This is a genomic window from Bradyrhizobium sp. HKCCYLS3077 (assembly GCF_051167555.1).
In the GTDB taxonomy this organism is placed as follows: Bacteria; Pseudomonadota; Alphaproteobacteria; order Rhizobiales; family Xanthobacteraceae; genus Bradyrhizobium.
Genome location: NZ_JBNPTH010000003.1, coordinates 424,490 through 441,293, shown reverse-complemented (window position 1 = coordinate 441,293; position 16,804 = coordinate 424,490). Strand labels below are relative to the sequence as shown.

Annotated in this window: 14 protein-coding genes; 9 read left to right on the top strand and 5 right to left on the bottom strand. The window is 67.0% G+C overall.

Annotated elements, in window-relative coordinates; all coding sequences use genetic code 11:
* Positions 1-87: 87 nt before the first annotated feature.
* Positions 88-1,020: a LysR family transcriptional regulator gene (locus ACQR0Z_RS13880; protein WP_434919312.1), complete on the top strand. Its 933-nt coding sequence runs from the start codon at positions 88-90 to the stop codon at positions 1,018-1,020.
* Positions 1,021-1,049: 29 nt separating this feature from the next.
* Here ACQR0Z_RS13880 and ACQR0Z_RS13875 read toward each other — a convergent pair whose 3' ends face one another.
* The 4 genes from ACQR0Z_RS13875 to ACQR0Z_RS13860 form a co-directional block, all read right to left on the bottom strand.
* Positions 1,050-1,667 carry a glutathione S-transferase family protein gene (locus ACQR0Z_RS13875; RefSeq protein WP_434918974.1) on the bottom strand — a complete coding sequence of 206 codons (618 nt, stop codon included), beginning with the start codon at positions 1,665-1,667 and terminating at the stop codon, positions 1,050-1,052.
* A 77-nt stretch (positions 1,668-1,744) separates the two neighbouring features.
* A complete protein-coding gene (locus ACQR0Z_RS13870) occupies positions 1,745-2,083 on the bottom strand; it encodes a c-type cytochrome (protein WP_434857054.1) in 339 nt (112 codons plus the stop codon).
* Between the two features lie 326 nt (positions 2,084-2,409).
* Positions 2,410-3,984, bottom strand: coding sequence for a pyrroloquinoline quinone-dependent dehydrogenase (locus tag ACQR0Z_RS13865; RefSeq protein ID WP_434918973.1), 1,575 nt, complete (start codon positions 3,982-3,984; stop codon positions 2,410-2,412).
* Positions 3,985-4,113: 129 nt separating this feature from the next.
* Complete coding sequence (locus ACQR0Z_RS13860) at positions 4,114-5,109, bottom strand: MBL fold metallo-hydrolase (protein ID WP_434918972.1); 996 nt, start codon at positions 5,107-5,109, stop codon at positions 4,114-4,116.
* Between the two features lie 1,151 nt (positions 5,110-6,260).
* Between ACQR0Z_RS13860 and ACQR0Z_RS13855 the strand changes: the two genes are divergently transcribed.
* Complete coding sequence (locus ACQR0Z_RS13855) at positions 6,261-6,530, top strand: DUF2798 domain-containing protein (protein ID WP_434876944.1); 270 nt, start codon at positions 6,261-6,263, stop codon at positions 6,528-6,530.
* A gap of 390 nt (positions 6,531-6,920) precedes the next feature.
* Here the strand turns inward: ACQR0Z_RS13855 and mutY are convergent, their stop codons facing one another.
* Positions 6,921-8,024, bottom strand: coding sequence for an A/G-specific adenine glycosylase (gene mutY, locus ACQR0Z_RS13850; protein ID WP_434918971.1), 1,104 nt, complete (start codon positions 8,022-8,024; stop codon positions 6,921-6,923).
* 109 nt (positions 8,025-8,133) lie between these two features.
* Between mutY and ACQR0Z_RS13845 the strand changes: the two genes are divergently transcribed.
* The 7 genes from ACQR0Z_RS13845 (at position 8,134) to ACQR0Z_RS13815 (ending at position 16,706) form a co-directional block, all read left to right on the top strand.
* Positions 8,134-8,613: a DUF721 domain-containing protein gene (locus ACQR0Z_RS13845; RefSeq protein WP_008963313.1), complete on the top strand. Its 480-nt coding sequence runs from the start codon at positions 8,134-8,136 to the stop codon at positions 8,611-8,613.
* A gap of 118 nt (positions 8,614-8,731) precedes the next feature.
* Positions 8,732-9,388 (top strand): DsbA family protein, encoded by a 657-nt coding sequence (locus tag ACQR0Z_RS13840; RefSeq protein ID WP_434876946.1) that lies wholly within the window; start codon positions 8,732-8,734, stop codon positions 9,386-9,388.
* A 244-nt stretch (positions 9,389-9,632) separates the two neighbouring features.
* Positions 9,633-13,097, top strand: a complete 3,465-nt coding sequence (gene smc, locus ACQR0Z_RS13835; RefSeq protein ID WP_434918970.1) for a chromosome segregation protein SMC — start codon at positions 9,633-9,635, stop codon at positions 13,095-13,097.
* Between the two features lie 63 nt (positions 13,098-13,160).
* A complete protein-coding gene (locus ACQR0Z_RS13830) occupies positions 13,161-14,150 on the top strand; it encodes a small ribosomal subunit Rsm22 family protein (protein ID WP_434918969.1) in 990 nt (329 codons plus the stop codon).
* A 145-nt stretch (positions 14,151-14,295) separates the two neighbouring features.
* Positions 14,296-14,736 carry a COG4315 family predicted lipoprotein gene (locus tag ACQR0Z_RS13825; RefSeq protein ID WP_434918968.1) on the top strand — a complete coding sequence of 147 codons (441 nt, stop codon included), beginning with the start codon at positions 14,296-14,298 and terminating at the stop codon, positions 14,734-14,736.
* Between the two features lie 179 nt (positions 14,737-14,915).
* Complete coding sequence (locus tag ACQR0Z_RS13820) at positions 14,916-15,473, top strand: LemA family protein (RefSeq protein ID WP_009028732.1); 558 nt, start codon at positions 14,916-14,918, stop codon at positions 15,471-15,473.
* Positions 15,474-15,506: 33 nt separating this feature from the next.
* On the top strand, positions 15,507-16,706 hold the full coding sequence (locus ACQR0Z_RS13815) for a M48 family metallopeptidase (protein WP_434918967.1): 1,200 nt from the start codon (positions 15,507-15,509) through the stop codon (positions 16,704-16,706).
* The last annotated feature ends 98 nt before the right edge of the window (positions 16,707-16,804 follow it).

Below are 16,804 nucleotides of genomic sequence, written 5' to 3'. Positions count from 1 at the left end.
CCTCCTGAATTTCCCGGGTCCGACGGGAGGATGGAGCAGGTCGGGGCATTCTTCCAATCGATATGAAATATGATATCCATTCGCTTGATGAATTTGGCCGCGCTCGATCTCAATTTGCTGGTGGCGCTGGACGCTTTGCTCCGCGAGAGCAGCGTCAGTCGCGCGGCGTTGCGGATCGGCCTGTCGCAGCCGGCGACCAGCCATGCGCTGCAGCGGCTGCGCGATCTGCTCGGCGATCCCCTGCTGGTCCGAACCGGCGCGCGCATGGAGCTGACGCCGCGGGCGCTCGCGCTGCAGGCGCCGCTCGCGCTGGCGCTGGACCAGGTGCGCGGCCTGTTCACGCCCGATGTCTTCGATGCCGGCCGCAGCGAGCGCCAATTCCGGCTGATGATGCCCGATCTCGCGGTCGAGCTGCTGATGCCGTCGCTGATGGCCAAGGTGACGCGCGCGGCGCCCAACATCCGCATCGACGTCGTGCCGTGGCGGGGGCCTGCGATCTTCCACGCCGAGTTCGCGCGCACCATCGACATGGTGATCTCGATCGGCGACGCCTTCAAAGGCTTTCACCGCCAGCTGCTCTACACCGACAGCGATGCGCTGGCGGTGCGCCGCGGCCATCCGGCCGGCGCGCGTCTTTCGAAGCGCGAGACGTTCCTGTCGGCGCGGCATGTCGCGGTCGTGCTGCGCGGCCAGAGCGAGGACCTGATCGACAACTGGCTGCGCAGCAAGGGCTGGGAGCGGCGGATCGCGCTGGTGGTGCCGAGCTATATCGAGGCGCTGCATGTCGCCGCGCGCACCGACCTCGTCGCCTTCGTGCCGCGCCGCCTGATCTCGGCGCTGGCGCGGCCGCTGGGGCTGACGACCGTCGCGCCGCCGCTCGATCCCGGCGTCGACGAGCAGTACATGTTCTATCCGACCCGCGCCCAGGTCGAGCCGGGCTCGATCTGGCTGCGCACGCTGATGCTGCAGACCGGCCGCGAGCTCGGCGGCGGGCCTGTGCGAAAAACGGCGGCCTCATGAGCCGCCGCCGCACGACGCAGACGCGCTCGTCAGGCCAGTTCGGCGAACGCCTGCTTCACCGCCGGCCGTTCGGCCATGCGCTTGAAGTGGTCGGCGACCTTCGGGAAGGCGTTGATGTCGACGCTGTCGCCTTCCAGCCATTGCGCGATCGTGAACAGATAGGGATCGCAGATCGTGTACTGCTCGCCCATCACGAAGGGACCGCGCAGCATCTTGCCTTCGATCAGCGAAAAGCAGGCGCTCATCGTCTCCGGCACCTTCCTCTTCATGTCGGCGAAAGACGACTCCTCATTGGCCCAGCGATGGCCGCGCATCTTGTGCGCATGGGCGATGTGGACCGTCGAGCAGAGATAGGCGGTGAAGGACTGCACTTCCGCGAAGGCGAAGATGTCGTCGAGCGGCGCGAGCTGCGCCTCCGGGAAGCGCTGCGCGATATAAGCGAGCATGGCGGGCGTCTCGGTCAGGATGCCCTGCTCCGTCACCAGCGCCGGCACGCGGCCCTTCGGATTGATCGCGAGATAGTCCGGGCTGTTCTGCTGGTTGGTCTTGAAGCTGAGCTTCTCAACCGTGTAGGCGGCGCCGGCCTCGGCGAGCGCGATGTGTGAGGCAAGCGCGCAGGTGCCTGGCGCGACATAGAGCTTGAGCATAGTGTGACCCCCTCGAAATTGACGGCGGACCGTAGCGGCGCCGGCTCGAGCCGTCCACCCCTGCCCGTGCGCGCCTGTCATTCATGCTGGCTGGCAAGGAACTCGACCAGCGCCTCGCGATCGGCGGCATTCTTGACGCCGGGAAACGCCATCAGCGTGCCCGGCACCATCGTCTGCGGATCGGCCAGATAGACGTCGAGCGTCTCGCGCGTCCAGACCAGGCCGGAGCTCTTGTTAGCCGAGGAGTAACTGAATCCGGCCACCGTGCCGGCCCTGCGGCCGAGCACGCCGAACAGCGACGGCCCGAGCTTGTTGCGGCCGGGCTCCAGCGAATGGCACATCGCGCAGGATTTCTTGAACTGGGCCTCACCGAGGTCGGAGGCCGGCCCGGCAAAGGCGAGGTCGCACGCGACCACGAGCGCGCTTCCGCTTAGGATCCAACACAAGGCTGGCGCACGCATTCGCGATCGACGCGCCACTTTGCCTCTCACCTCCTTCGATTGCTGTGCGACTGTCCGAAGCGCCGATGGTCCAAGTTGTTTCGTCATTCCAGGGCATTCGCGCGCAAAATGGCGAAGCCATTTTGAAACAGCGCGAATGAGCCCGGAATCCATAGCCACGACATAGGCTGTGAGGCGAGATGCCCACCGCGCGCGTGCCCCACACGACATCCTGTGGGTATGGGGTCCGGGCTCGCGCTGCGCGCGCCCCGGAACGACGACAGAGGCGAGAGTGCGCTCACTCAATTCGGCAATCCCAGGATGATCAGCGTCGGGTTGCCGAGTTCGCCGAAGGTGAACCGCGAGACGTTGCCGGAGGTCAGCGCGACGTATTGCCTGCCGCCGGTCTGATAGGTGACGACGCCGCCGGCGATCATGCCCTGCGTCGCCAGTTGATACAGCGGCTTGCCCGTCTGGCTGTCGAGCGCGAAGAAATTGCCGCCGGTGTCGCCGCCGAAGACGAGACCGCCCGATGTCGCCGTGATGCCGCTGACCACCGGCTTGGCCGCCTTGTACTTCCACTTCACCTCGCCGCTGACCGCGTTCAGGCTGGTGACCCAGCCGGCGGCCTGGTCCGGCGGATCGAGCGTCGGCTCGCCGCCGAAGAAGAACTCGCCCGCGACATATTTCGCGTCGCCCTTCTTGAAGGTGCCGCACCAGTCGACCGCACCGAAATAGATCGAGCCGTTGACCGGGTCATAGCTGCCGCCGTTCCATTCGACGCCGCCGAGCAGGCCCGGACAGACATGGACGCCGGCTTCCGTCGGCCGCGCCGTCACGTTGTCGATGGTCGTGACGGCCGTGCGATAGATCGGCTTGCGCGTGGCGCGGTCGATTCCCGTGACAAAACCGTCCTTGCCGCCGAACACGACGATGTCCTGGATATCGGGCGAGCGGAACAAGGTCGGCGCGGCGCCGAGATCGTGGTCGATGCCGTCGTTGGCCTTGACCTGATGATACCATTTCAGCGCGCCGGTGCGGGCATCGAGCACCACGAGCGAGTCCGTATAAAGATTGTCGCCCGGCCGATACTCCGGGAACATGTCCGGCGCGGGATTGCCGACCGGCACGAACAATTCGCCGGTGGTGATGTCGAGCGACAGGGTCGACCACGAGCCGCCGCCGCCGGTGAGCGCCGACTTCTTGTTCTGCCAGGTCTCCGCGCCCGGCTGGTCGCCGGTCGGAATGGTGTCGAAGCGCCAGACCTCGCGCCCGGTCAGCACGTCGAAGGCCATCACGCGGCCGCGCACGCCCCAATCGGAACCTGCGGTGGCGGTGAAGACGAGGCCGTTCCAGCCGACCGGCGCGCCCGACAGGAACTCGCCGAGCAGGGACTCGCCGACCATGTTCTGCCAGATCAGCGCGCCGCTCTGCGCATCCAGCGCGAGCAGATGGCCGTCGGGCGTGCCGCGAATGACGCGGCCATTGATGACGGCGACGCCCCGATTGACCGGCCAGACATCCTCGCGCGCGGACTCATGTGCGTGCCGCCATTTCTCCTTGCAGGTCGCGGCATCCAGCGCGAAGGTCAGCCGCGCCGTCGTCAGATACATCACGCCGTCGATCACGACCGGGCCGGTCTGGAACGGGCCGCCCTCCTGCAACTGGACGCGGCAGATCTCCTTCAGCTCGGCCACGTTCTTGGTGTTGATTTGCTTGAGCCGCTGATAGCGCTGGCCCATGTAGTCGTTGTTGTAAGCCGGCCAATCGACGCCCGGCCCAGCCTGCGCCAGCGTGGCCTGCGACAGCAGGCCGAGCCCAACCAGAGCGGCGACGCGTAACGGTCTCGCATTCCGACACTTCGCACCCACACGCACGTTGCACCTCCCTGCTTGCAGCGCTGTTGGCAGCGACCGGCCGCATGCTCGCGCAAACGCCCCCCATGCGCGGACGCGCGGCTCGGTCGCGATCTCCCAAGATGTCAGAGACGGCTGCGCGGACGCCGCTCAGAGCGGCGCCACATCCATCGTATGCACGGCCGTCGGGAAGTAGCGGAAGCCGTCGCCGGCCCTACCGATGTGCCCGATACCCGGCCAGGGGAAGTGATAGCCGAGCGTCCGGATGCGGTTGATGGCGAGCATGTCGAGCACGCGGACGCGGGTCTTGGCCGCCTGCTTCGGATCGGTGTCGTAAGCGAATTCGATCAGCGGCTTTTCGATCAAGAGCACCGGGTGATGCGAGATGTCGCCGATGTAGCAGAGCTGCTCCTTGCCGGACTGGATCAGGAAGATGGTGTGCCCGACCGTGTGCCCCGGCGTGAACATCGCCTGCACGCCCGGCAGGAACTCCTGGCCGTCCTTGACGAAGGTGATGCGGTCCTTGACCGGCACGAGATTTCGCACCGCCTGCTCGTAGAACGCCTTGTAATTCGGGCCGACCTTGGCCTCGTCGGTCCAGTAGGTGAAGTCGGCCTCTGAGATGAACAGCTCGGCGTTCGGGAAGCTCGGCTTGCCGTCGGGGCCGATCACGCCGCCGCAATGATCGATATGGGCATGCGTCATCACGAGCGCATCGACATCCTTGGCGTCGATGCCGGCCTGCTTCAAGGTCAGCAGCATCTTGCCGGTGGTGTCGCCGAAAAGTTTCGAGACGCCCATGCCGTTGTCGAAGATGATGATCTTGTCGCCGGTGTTGAGCACCAGGATGTTCTGCTCCAGCGTCGCCGCGCCGGTCGGCAGGAAGTTGTTGGTCAGCATCGAATCGAGTTCGCCGGGCGAGATGCCGAGGAACGCGGCATGGGGATCGCCGAGCGGCAGGATGCCGTCCGAGATGATCGTCGCCTCGGCCGTACCGAGCTTGAAGCGGAAGAACGTCGGCACCTGCGTGTTCAGGAACGGCCCCTTGGCGAGAACGGGAGAGCTGGTCATTCCCGTCAATCCATAGAATCCTGCGGCCGCGCCGGCACCCAGCAGCGAACGACGTGAGACAACAGCATTCGTCATGCGTCCCTCCCCTCATATGATCTTGTTCTGGCGAAGCTCGTGTTGGTCCGAGCCGTTGATCGATGACTCTTCCTTGTCCTTGCCCCGCAGCGCTTGTTCGCGCCGCACACAAAAGATGCAAAGCGAAGCAGTACAATCTCAGATTATCTACATCCGCTTTCGCTGGGCAATGAAAAAGATTCAGTGCCGTGGTCACGAAACAGATACGCAGCCATTTGCCTCGCGGGATCGCCCCGACGCCGCGGCTTAATTCTGCTAAAAATAATCTTCTTGCTATTTATCGGAAATCATGATTATCTCCCGTTCGTCCCGCCTCAACGAGAGGGGCGTAGCGCGCGATCGTCACGACACGCGAGGCCGGGATGCGGTGGCCGCGAGAGATCGCAGCGTCTTCGGCAACGAAGGCGCCGACGAACGATGTCTCGCGGACGTGAAGTCGCAGCGTCCTGACACCCCGAAGCTGGTGTCCCCCGCCCGGTGCGCAAGCATCGTCGCGGCATGGTGGCCAACAAGCCGGCGCACCAGGGAGACTGCGTATAAGCGTGAGACCATCGCGCGGGGAATGCCGGTTGTTCTCGGCTGAACCTGTGGTGACTGCCGCCTGCTTTTTGTTTGCAGGCGGGCCATGGGTGCGGCCAGCATCCGGCATTCCCTGCGCCCTCTGCCTGTTTGCGAGGGATGGACTGAGGCCAGCCTCGGGCATGATGTGCCGCGAGAACGCGCAGCCATGTCGCTCTTCATAATTGTCTGCCATGCCCGCTGTTTGAAACGTGAATCGATCTCTCCTTCGTCTGCAAGGATCGTAGGGTAGGCAACGCGGCCGCTGAAGGCAGTGACGTGCCCACCGTCTTGCGGCAGCGTCCCAATCGCGATGGGGGGGCACGGCGCGGGAGACAGCCCGGCTGACTCACAGCAGCGTCACACGCCTTTGCCCACCAGCCAGTCGGCGATTGAGCGCCGCCACAATCTCCAGCAGGGTCGCGCGGATTTTGGACTGGCGCTCGGCTTCTTGTCGCGCTATCAAGTTGCCGCTGCGCTGATGCGCACCGTAAGCGTCTCACGTCAGGCAACGCATTCAACGGATCGGTTCGATCCGGAGGAATGCAGGACGCGTTGCCCGTGATCGACCGACGAATTCCAGAGCTGCAATCATGAAATCTTCTGGTGAACCGCGCTCGCGCGGAAAACTGCCGGCGCGCTATGCGGCCGTCGTCATGCCTTTCACTCTTTCGGTGCTGATGACGTTCGTCGTCTCCGCGATCGCGACGCTGAAGAGCCTAGGGCCGACGCCGGCGTTCATCGCGACCTGGCCCGCGGCATGGGCCATCTCCTGGGTCGTCGCGTTCCCCACCCTGCTCGCGGTGCTGCCGCTGGTGCGGCGGATCGTGGCGCTCGTGGTGGAGGCGCCCAGGCCGAACTAAGCGGAAGCGGGTCACTGACATGCGGCCCCGGCGTCGACCTCACCCTCCGCCGTCATCCCGGACAAGCCGCGGCGCGCAACAGGGCGTCGTGGCGCTGATCCGGGATCCATACGCCGCAGCCGTCGTGATGAGCAAAAGGCCAATGACCAGCATGCCTCAAACCGCTCCCTGGGGGTATGGGTCCCGGCTCAAGGCCGGGACGACGGTGGAGGTTGTAGCGCCGTAGGGTGGGCAAAGCGGCCGCCGGAGGCGGCGGCGTGCCCACCATGTTGCGGCGGACTCGCTGATACAATGGTGGGCACGGCGCGAGAGGCATCTCGGCCAGCTTAGAAGCTTTCGAGGCGCGCCTTTGCCCACCCTACGACTACAAACTACACGCGAAGCGCTGCCTCACTCCCCGAGCCCATGCGCGACGACCTTGCGCATCACGTTGGGCAGCGCCTCGCCGTCGAGCGTGGCAATCTTCACCCAGCGCATGCCGTCGGGGGCGCGCGTCCGTGCCGGCACGGTCGCGGTGTAGACCACGAGCTCCAACGGAAAGTGCGTGAAGACGTGGGTGACGACACCGAGCTTGCGATGCCAGCGCTTGACGCTCGCAAGCTCCGGAGCTTGCGCGAGCGCCTCTTCATCGTCCTGGCCGGCCAGCCAATCCGAGCCGGGCACCTCGGTCATGCCGCCGAGCAGGCCCTTGGCGGGGCGCGAGCGCACCAGCAGCTCGTCGCCTCTGACAACGACGAAGGCTGCTCCGCGCCGGAGCGTCCCGGTCTTCTTCGCCGCCTTGCGCGGGAACGTCTCCTGGTCGCCGCGCTGGCGCGCCGCGCAGTCCTCGTTCAGCGGGCACAGCACGCAGGCCGGCTTCTTCGGCGTGCAGATGGTGGCGCCGAGGTCCATCAGCGCCTGGGCGCTGTCGCCGGCGCGGGACGGTCCGAGCAGGGTCGCGGCCATCGCCTGGATCTGCGGCTTGGCCTGCGGCAGCGCCTCCTCGATTCTGAACAGCCGCGTCGTCACGCGCTCGATGTTGCCGTCCACCGGCATCGTCCGGCGGTCGAACGCGATCGCCGCGATCGCGGCCGCCGTGTACGGGCCGATGCCGGGCAGCTTGCGCAAGCCCTCCTCGGTGTCCGGGAATACGCCGCCATGCTCGCGCAGCACTGTCACGGCGCAGGCGTGCAGGTTGCGCGCCCGCGAGTAATAGCCGAGGCCGGCCCACATCCGCAGCACGTCCTCGAGATCGGCGCTGCCGAGCGCCGAGACATCCGGCCAGCGCGCCAGGAATTTCTCGAAATACGGCCCGACCGCCTTCACCGTGGTCTGCTGCAGCATGATCTCCGACAGCCACACCCGGTACGGATCCGAGCGCTGCCCGGCCGGCGCCCGCCACGGCAGCCGCCGCCGGTGGCGATCGTACCACGCGAGCAGTTGCGCCGGGCGCCCGGCGTGCCCGTGATTGTCTTGCTGGCTCTTGCGCTTGGCAGGAAGGGCTGATGACACCATTGGCTTAATCTAGTACGTCATGAGCCATCGTCGCCTGCGGAACAGCTGGCTCGTCCACGGCTTTCTTCGCGCCGGGATTGACGACAAGCACCACGAGACCCCGTTCATCATGGCAAAGCCCGGCCGCCTCACCGCAAAGCCTCTCGCGCTAATGATGGGCGACGTGCTGACCGCCGCCTATGCCAAACAGGGTTTTGCCGCGCGCGAGCTGGTGACCCGCTGGCCGGAGATTGCCGGCCGCGAGATCGCCGAGCATGCCCAGCCGTTGAAGATGCAATGGCCGCGGCCGGTGGAGGGCCAGCCGCAGGAGCCGGCGACCCTCATCCTGCGCGTCGAGGGGCCGATGGCGCTGGAGATCCAGCATTCGTCTGATGTCATCCTGGAGCGGGTGAACCGCTTCTTCGGCTGGCATGCGGTCGGCAAGCTGGCGCTGCGCCAGGGCCCGCTGACGCGGCCGCCGGTGAAGCGCCGCCCGGCGCCGCCCGATCCGAAGAAGGTGGCCAAGGTGGCCTCGACCCTGACCGCGATCGAGGACGACGCGTTGCGCGACGCGCTGGCCCGGCTGGGCGCCGCCATCAAGCGAAATTGACGCTTTCGCGTCGATCCCGCTTTGAGGCCCGGCATTGCCTCAGACTGGGTTTCAAGCTAGCGAAAAGCCACGTTATGAGCGTTTCAGGCGCCTCAGGCGCCCATTTTGGAGCAGAGCCTTGATCATCACCCGCCGCGCCTTCACCGCCGCCCTGTCGCTGACCGGCCTCGCCGCGCTGGCCGGCTTCTCGCCGCTGCGGTTGATCTCCGAGGCCTTCGCGCAGACCGCGGCCGACGTCGCCAAGCCGCAGTCGCTGCCGGACATGGGCCTCGGCCCGGCGGACGCCGCGGTGACCATCGTCGAATACGCCTCGATGACCTGCCCGCATTGCGCGGCGTTCAACGCGACCGTGTTCCCGAAGCTGAAGGCCGAATACATCGATACCGGCAAGATCCGCTACATCTTCCGCGAGTTCCCGCTCGACATCAAAGCCGCCGCCGGCTCGATGCTGACGCGCTGCATCGCCAAGGACGACGCGCAGAAGTATTTTGCGGTCACCGACATGCTGTTCCGTTCGCAGAACGACTGGGTGGTCAAGAACACCACGGAGACCCTGACCCGGATCGGCAAGCAGGCCGGGCTCAGCCAGCAGCAGGTCGAAGCCTGCCTCAAGGATCAGGCGCTGCTCGACAAGATCGCCGCCGACCAGAAATACGCCAGCGACATTCTCAAAGTGGATTCGACGCCGACCTTCTTCATCAACGGCGAGAAGATCAAAGGCGAATCCTCGATCGAGGAGTTTCAGAAGCGCATCAACCCGCTTCTGAAGAGCTGATCCGAATCACTGAGTCAAACGAGACACAGTGCGGCCCCTTCGTGGGGCCGCTTCTGTTTGGCGGGCTGATTCGGTCGAGAAAGCCTTGGAAAAGCGGGGCGAGCGGGTTGCCCTCACGGACCGGCGTCGCCATTGTCCCGCCCTCAGAATGAGGCGCTCGAGGCGACTCAAGTCACTTTGACTTTGCCATTCATGGTATTGTCGGGGCTGTGAGATTCGTTTCCCGCCAACAGAGAATCTGTGCATGAAACTCACGCGTCTTCGTCTTCACGGTTTCAAGACGTTCGTCGAACCGACTGACTTCGTGATCGAACCCGGCCTCACCGGCGTCGTCGGTCCGAACGGCTGCGGCAAGTCGAATCTGGTCGAGGCGCTGCGCTGGGCGATGGGTGAGACCTCGCACAAATCGCTGCGCGCCGCCGACATGGACGCGGTGATCTTCTCCGGCTCGAACACGCGTCCGTCGCGCAACCACGCCGAAGTGGTGATGACGATCGACAACAGCGATCGCACCGCGCCGGCCGCCGTGAACGACCGCGACATCCTTGAAATCTCGCGCCGCATCGAGCGCGAGGCCGGCTCGGTCTATCGCATCAACGGCCGCGACGTGCGCGCCCGTGACGTGCAGATCCTGTTCGCCGACGCCGCCACCGGCGCGCGCTCGCCGGCGCTGGTCCACCAGGGCAAGATCGGCGAGATCATCCAGGCCAAGCCCGAGCAGCGCCGCCGCGTGCTGGAAGACGCCGCCGGCGTCGCCGGCCTGCATGCGCGCCGCCACGAGGCGGAGCTGCGGCTGAAGGCGGCCGAAACGAATCTGCTGCGCGTCGAGGACGTCATCGGCCAGCTCTCCGGCCAGATGGAAGGCCTGCGCAAGCAGGCGCGCCAGGCGATCCGCTACCGCGAGGTCGCCGCCAAGGTGCGCAAGGCGGAAGCCACGCTCTATCATCTGCGCTGGATGGGCGCGCATGCCGACCTCAACGACGCCGCGCATACGCACGACGTCGCCGTGCGCGAGATGGCCGAGCGGACGCGCGAGCAGGCTGAGTCTGCCCGCATCCAGGCGATCCGCTCCTCGCATCTGCCGGCGCTGCGCGAGGCCGAGGCCCGTGCCGCCGCGACGATGCAGCGGCTGAAGAATGCCCGCGACCTGCTCGACCGCGAGGAGGTGCGCGCCAAGGAGCGCGCCGGCGAGCTCGACCGCCGCCTGATGCAGCTCACCGCCGACGTCGCGCGCGAGCAGCAGCAGAACCAGGATGCCCAGGTTGCCCTGCAGCGTCTCGAGACCGAAGACGCGGAGCTGAAGGAAGAGATCAAGGCGCGCGTCGAGATGCGCAGCGGCGTCGACGAGCGCGTCGCCGAGGCCGAGGCGCTGCTGACCGAGACCGAGCGCCAGTTCACCGAGCTGACGACGCAGCTCGCCGATCTCACCGCGCGTCGCAACCAGCTCGAGGCCAACGTCCGCAGCCATCGCGACCGCCTCGCCCGCCTCGACCAGGACATCGCCAATGTCCGCGCCGACGAGGAGCGGCTGGCGCAGGAGACCGCCCATCTCGGCGATCTCGACGCGCTCGCCGCAGCGCTCGAAGCCGCCGAGGAAGCCGAGGCGCAGGCCGAGGCTGCGGTGCAGACCAACGAGGCCGCGCAGGCCTCCGCGCGGCAGAAGCTCGAAGCCTCGCGCGCGCCGCTGGCGGAAGCCGAGAAGCGCGCGCAGCGGCTGGAGACCGAGGCGCGCACCATCTCCAAGATGGTGAACAGCGAGACCAAGAATCTCTGGCCGCCGATCATCGACGGCGTCACCGTTGCCAAGGGCTATGAGAAGGCGCTCGGCGCCGTGCTGGGTGACGATCTCGATGCGCCGGTCGATGCGTCCGCGCCGATGCACTGGACCGTCGCCGGCGCCGAGGTCACCGACCCCGCGCTGCCGGACGGCGTCGAGCCGTTGGCTGCGTATGTGCAGGCACCGCCGGAGCTGTCGCGCCGTCTGGCGCAAATCGGCGTGGTGTCGCGCGATCGTGGCGCACAACTGGTGTCGCAGCTGCGCACTGGTCAGCGGCTGGTGTCGCCGGAAGGCGACGTCTGGCGCTGGGATGGCTTCATCGCCGCCGCGCATGCGCCGACCGGCGCCGCCCGCCGTCTCGCCGAGCGCGCCCGCCTGATCGACATCGAGGCCGAGCTGGAGCAGGCGCGCATCGATGCCGCCAGCAAGCGCCAGGCGCTGGAGAGCGCCGAGGCCGAGGTGAAGGCCGCGACCGCTGCCGAGAGCGCCGCGCGCGAAGCTTGGCGCGCCGCGCAGCGCGAGGTCAATTCGGCGCGCGAGCGCCACGCCAATGCCGAGCGCGAGATCAACCGCCATTCGGCGCGCAAGTCCGCGCTGGTCGAGGCCTCCACGCGTCTGGCCCATGACCGCGCCGAGATCGCCGAGCTGCATGAGAATGCGCTGGAGGCGATCGAGGGGCTGCCGGCGACCACCGAAGCCGACGGCCGGCTCGCCGCCGTGCGCGCCGAGATCGAGACCAAGCGCCGTGCCGCGGCGCAGGTGCGTGCGGAAGCTCAGGCACTGGCCCGCGAGGCCGAGTTGGCCGACCGCCGCGTGCAGGCGATCATCAACGAGCGCAACGACTGGTTCAACCGCATCCGCGGCGCCGGCTCGCAGATCGCCACCATCGAGGCGCGCATCGCCGAGGTCCGGGACGAGCGCGCCGAGCTCGACAACGCGCCGGAGATCTTTGCCGAGAAGCGCAGCGCGCTGATCGACGAACTCGCGATCGCCGAGGAGGAGCGCCAGGTCGCCGCCGACGCGCTGGCCGAAGCCGAGACCGCGATGGGCGACACCGACCGGGCCGCCAAGGCCTCGCTGGAAGCGCTGTCGAAGTCGCGCGAAGCCGCCGCCCGCGCCGAGGAGCGGCTGGAGAGCGCCAAGCGCCGCGTCGCCGATGTCGAGCGCGAGATCCACGACATGCTCGAATGCGAGCCGAACGCGGTCGCCGCGATGGCCGAGATCGGTCCGGACACGCAGCTGCCGCCGCTGCACGAGATCGAGGACAGCCTGGAGAAGCTGCGTAGGGATCGCGAGCGTCTCGGCGCGGTCAACCTGCGCGCCGAGGAAGAGCTCACCGAAGTCGAGGGCTCGCACACCGCGCTGACAACCGAGCGCGACGACCTGGTCGAGGCCATCAAGCGGCTGCGCCAGGGCATCCAGAGCCTCAACAAGGAGGCGCGCGAGCGCCTGCAGTCCTCGTTCGAGACCGTCAACGACCACTTCAAGCGGCTGTTCACCGAGCTGTTCGGCGGCGGCGAAGCGGCGCTGCATCTGATCGAGAGCGACGATCCGCTCGAGGCTGGCCTCGAGATCATCGCCAAGCCGCCGGGCAAGAAGCCGCAGACGTTGTCGCTGCTCTCGGGCGGTGAACAGGCGCTGACGGCGATGGCGCTGATCTTCGCGGTGTTCTTGACCAACCCCTCGCCGATCTGCGTGCTGGACGAGGTCGACGCGCCGCTCGACGACCACAACGTCGAACGCTTCTGCAACCTGCTGCACGAGATGAAGGGCTCGACCGAGACCCGCTTCATCATCATCACCCACAACCCGATCACCATGGCGCGCATGAACCGGCTGTTCGGCGTCACCATGGCCGAGCGCGGCGTGTCGCAGCTCGTCTCGGTCGCGCTCGACGAGGCCGTGAAGATCCTCGACCAGCAGGTGGCGTGACGCTGCTAAGTCATCCCGGATCGCCGCGTCAGCGGCATCCGGAATGATGCTTGGAGAGCACCAATGATCTCTCCCGATCTTCCCGCCGCGCTCAAGGCCGCACTCGAAGCCAAGCTGCACGGCCTGTCGCGACAGGATGCAGCGACACGCGCCACGCGCATTTCCGACACCTACCGCAGCGGTGGCAATTCCGGAGCGATCACCACCGACGCCGACGCGATCGCCTATGCCACCGTGCGGATGCCGGCGACTTATGCCGCGGTGGCTGCGAGCCTGAATGCTTTGATGCAGGCGAGCCCGGACTTCGCTCCGGGTACAGTGCTCGATGTCGGCGCGGGGCCGGGCACAGCCAGCTTCGCGGCCGCCGAAGCGTTCTCCTCGCTGACATCGGTCAACGCCATTGATGCGAATCCTGCCTTGCGCACCCTGGCGCTCTCGTTGGCCGAGGATGGGCTGCGCAGCCGCAATCTGACCTACGCGCAGGGCCCTGCACGCGCCCTGCTCGATCGCGCCGAGTGCGCTGACCTCGTGATCGCGAGCTACATGATCAATGAGCTGAGCGACGTGGAGCGTAGCTCCGTCGTCGACCTCTTGTGGGAAAAGACAAACCAGACGCTGCTCATCGTCGAGCCCGGCACGCCCGCCGGCTACCAGCGCATCATCGCGGCCCGTGACCAGTTGATCGCAACAGGCGCTCATGTCGCGGCTCCCTGCCCGCATGCGGCGGCGTGTCCGCTGATCGCACCGGACTGGTGCCACTTCGTCCAGCGGCTCGCCCGGTCGCGGGCGCATCGCGAGCTGAAGGGCGCGGATGTGCCGTTCGAGGACGAGAAGTTCAGTTTCATCGCGCTGACACGCCAGCCCGCCACGCGCCGTCCGGCCGCGCGTGTCCTGGCACCGCCTTTGGTGACGAAGATCGCGGCAACCGCCAAGCTGTGCCTGACCAATGGGACCGCGGCCACGGTCAGCATTCCCCGCCGCGACAAACCGGCTTTCGCCGTGGCCCGGCGCTGGGACTGGGGCGACGGCGTGGAGCTGCCGGCGGGTCCATAGAGGGCCCACGCGGCCCGGCATGGTTAACGTCGCGTCGAACTTGCCTCTCATTTTGTCGACTTCGCGAAACCCGAGAGAAATTCGCGTTTGCTACGGTGAGCTGCAACGGGCGCTGAAGGCGCTGCTCACAAGGGAACGCGTGTCGATGTTGAGGACGATGACGATCGCTGCAATTCTGGTGGCTTCGGCAGGAAGCGCCTTTGCCGGAGGGCACGGCGGAGGCCATGGATCCGAACCGCCGCCCCCGCCCAAGCAGGAAGCCGGCCCGGCGCCGGCCAAGGCGGTCGTCGGCAAGAACGGCCCGATCCTGACCGACCTGAAGGGCATGACGCTGTACTATACCGAGCGCGACAATACCGGAAACAAGTCGACCTGCGACGGCGAGTGCGCCCAGAAGCGTCCGCCGCTGCCCGCGCCCGACAATGCGGTCGCGACCGGCGATTTCACCGTCATCACCCGCAGCGACGGCAAGAAGATGTGGGCCTATCGCTACCGCCCGCTCTACACCTCGCAAGCCGACACGGCGCCCGGCGACATCAAGGGCAACGATCCCGACCAGAAATGGCGGGTCGCCCGCCCCTACTAAGCCGGAACCGCTGACATCGGGCCGGACGCCTGGACGACAGCCGAACAGGCACTTGGGCAGGCGCGGCTTGAACGGGCAGCCGCCCTGCCGCGACCAATGCACGCCGGTCCACCCTGGGACCGGCGGCGCCGCCATGTGCCGGCCGCCTCGTCCTCCTGCCCTCTCCCTCGGAGCCTGTCATGTCCGGCTGGATCGTCCTCGGCATCCTCGTCATTCTCGTGCTGTTCGCCTTCGGCGCCTACAACCGGCTGGTGGCCCTCAGCCAGCGCGTCGGCCAGGCCTTTGCCGACATCGACGTCCAGCTCAAGCTGCGCCACGATTTGATCCCGAACCTGGTCGAGACCGTGAAAGGCTACGCCGCGCATGAGCGCGGCACCCTGGACGAGGTGATCAAGGCGCGGAACGCCGCCATTTCGGCTCAGGGCCCGGCCCAGGTCTCCGCCGCCGAGGGCCAGCTGTCCGGCGCGCTCGGCCGGCTGATCGCGCTGTCCGAGGCCTATCCGGACCTCAAGGCCAACGCCAATTTCCAGCAGCTCGCCGGCGAGCTGTCCGACATCGAGAACAAGATCGCCGCCAGCCGCCGCTTCTTCAACAACGCGGTGCAGGAGTACAATACCGGCATCCAGCAGCTGCCCGCGGCGCTGTTCGCAGGTACCTTCGGCTTCACCCGCAAGGAATTCTTCGATCTCGGCACCAGCCGCGCCGAGGTCGAGGCCGCGCCGAGCGTCAAGTTCTGAGCCGGCGCCCTCTCCGCTGAAGGCCCCAACATCATGGCCGCCTACGGTCTCTACACCCACATCGCATCGAACAAGACCCGTTCGATGCTGCTGCTCGGCGGCCTGTTCCTGCTGATCTACGTCCTGGTGTTCGCGGGCGCGCTGATCGCGGAGGTCATGATCAACGGCAATGGCAGCGTCGCCTATTACATGAACGCCGCCACACGCGACCTGATCAAGGCGCTGCCCTGGGCCACGATCGGGGCGGCCGCCTGGATCGTGATCGCCTATTTCTTCCACCAGAAGATGATCGATGCAGTGACCGGCGGGGCCGCAGTGACCCGCCAGGAACAGCCGCGGCTGTACAATCTGCTGGAAAACCTCTGCATCTCGCGCGGCATCACGATGCCGCAGCTGAAGATCATGGACAGCCCGGCGCTGAACGCCTTCGCCACCGGCCTCAACCCGCGGCAATATTCGGTCACGGTCACCACCGGCCTGCTCGCGGCACTCGACGACCAGGAGATCGAGGCGGTGCTGGGTCACGAGCTGACCCATATCCGCAACGGCGACGTCCAGCTGATGGTGGTGGCCGTCATCATCGCCGGCGTGGTCGGCTTCTTCGGCGAATTGTTCTTTCGGCTGTTCACCAACATGAGCTGGGGCGGCGGCTGGGGCCGCTCGTCCTCCTCCTCCTCATCGTCGTCGGATTCCGACCGCAAGGGCTCCGGCGGCGGCGCCATCATCGTCGTGATCGTCGCGGTGGTGCTGATCGTGCTCGCCTGGCTGCTGTCCCAGGTCGTCAAGCTGGCCTTGTCGCGCACGCGGGAGTATCTGGCCGACGCCGGCGCGGTCGAGCTGACCAAGAACCCGGACGCCATGATCAGCGCCTTGCGCAAAATCGAGGGCCGCGGCGAGCTGCCCGGCGCCACTTCGGCCGTGATGGAATTGTGCGTCGACAATCCCCGGGAGGGTTTTGCCGACCTGTTCGCCACCCACCCCTCGGTGGATGCCCGCGTCCAGGCCCTGATCAAGTTCGCCGGCGGCCATGATCCAGGCCCGCTGGCGCTGCCGTCGGAGGCTGAAGACGCCGACAGCACCGCCGCTGAAACGGCAAATGACGCGCCGCCGCCGCTGCCCCCGTCCGGCCCCTGGGGCGGCGCCAATGGAGCGGGCAGTACGTCCGCTGCCGGGCAAGATGCGCCGGCAGGCCCCTGGACGACGCCGGCCGCGGGTCCCTGGGGACGACACTGACGCGCAAGCGAGACGATTGTTCGCCCGCCAGTCAAAGGCGGCGAGCAGCCGTCTTGCCATTCCCTCTCAAGTGCCTCCGCATCCGTCCCGACGGCCGG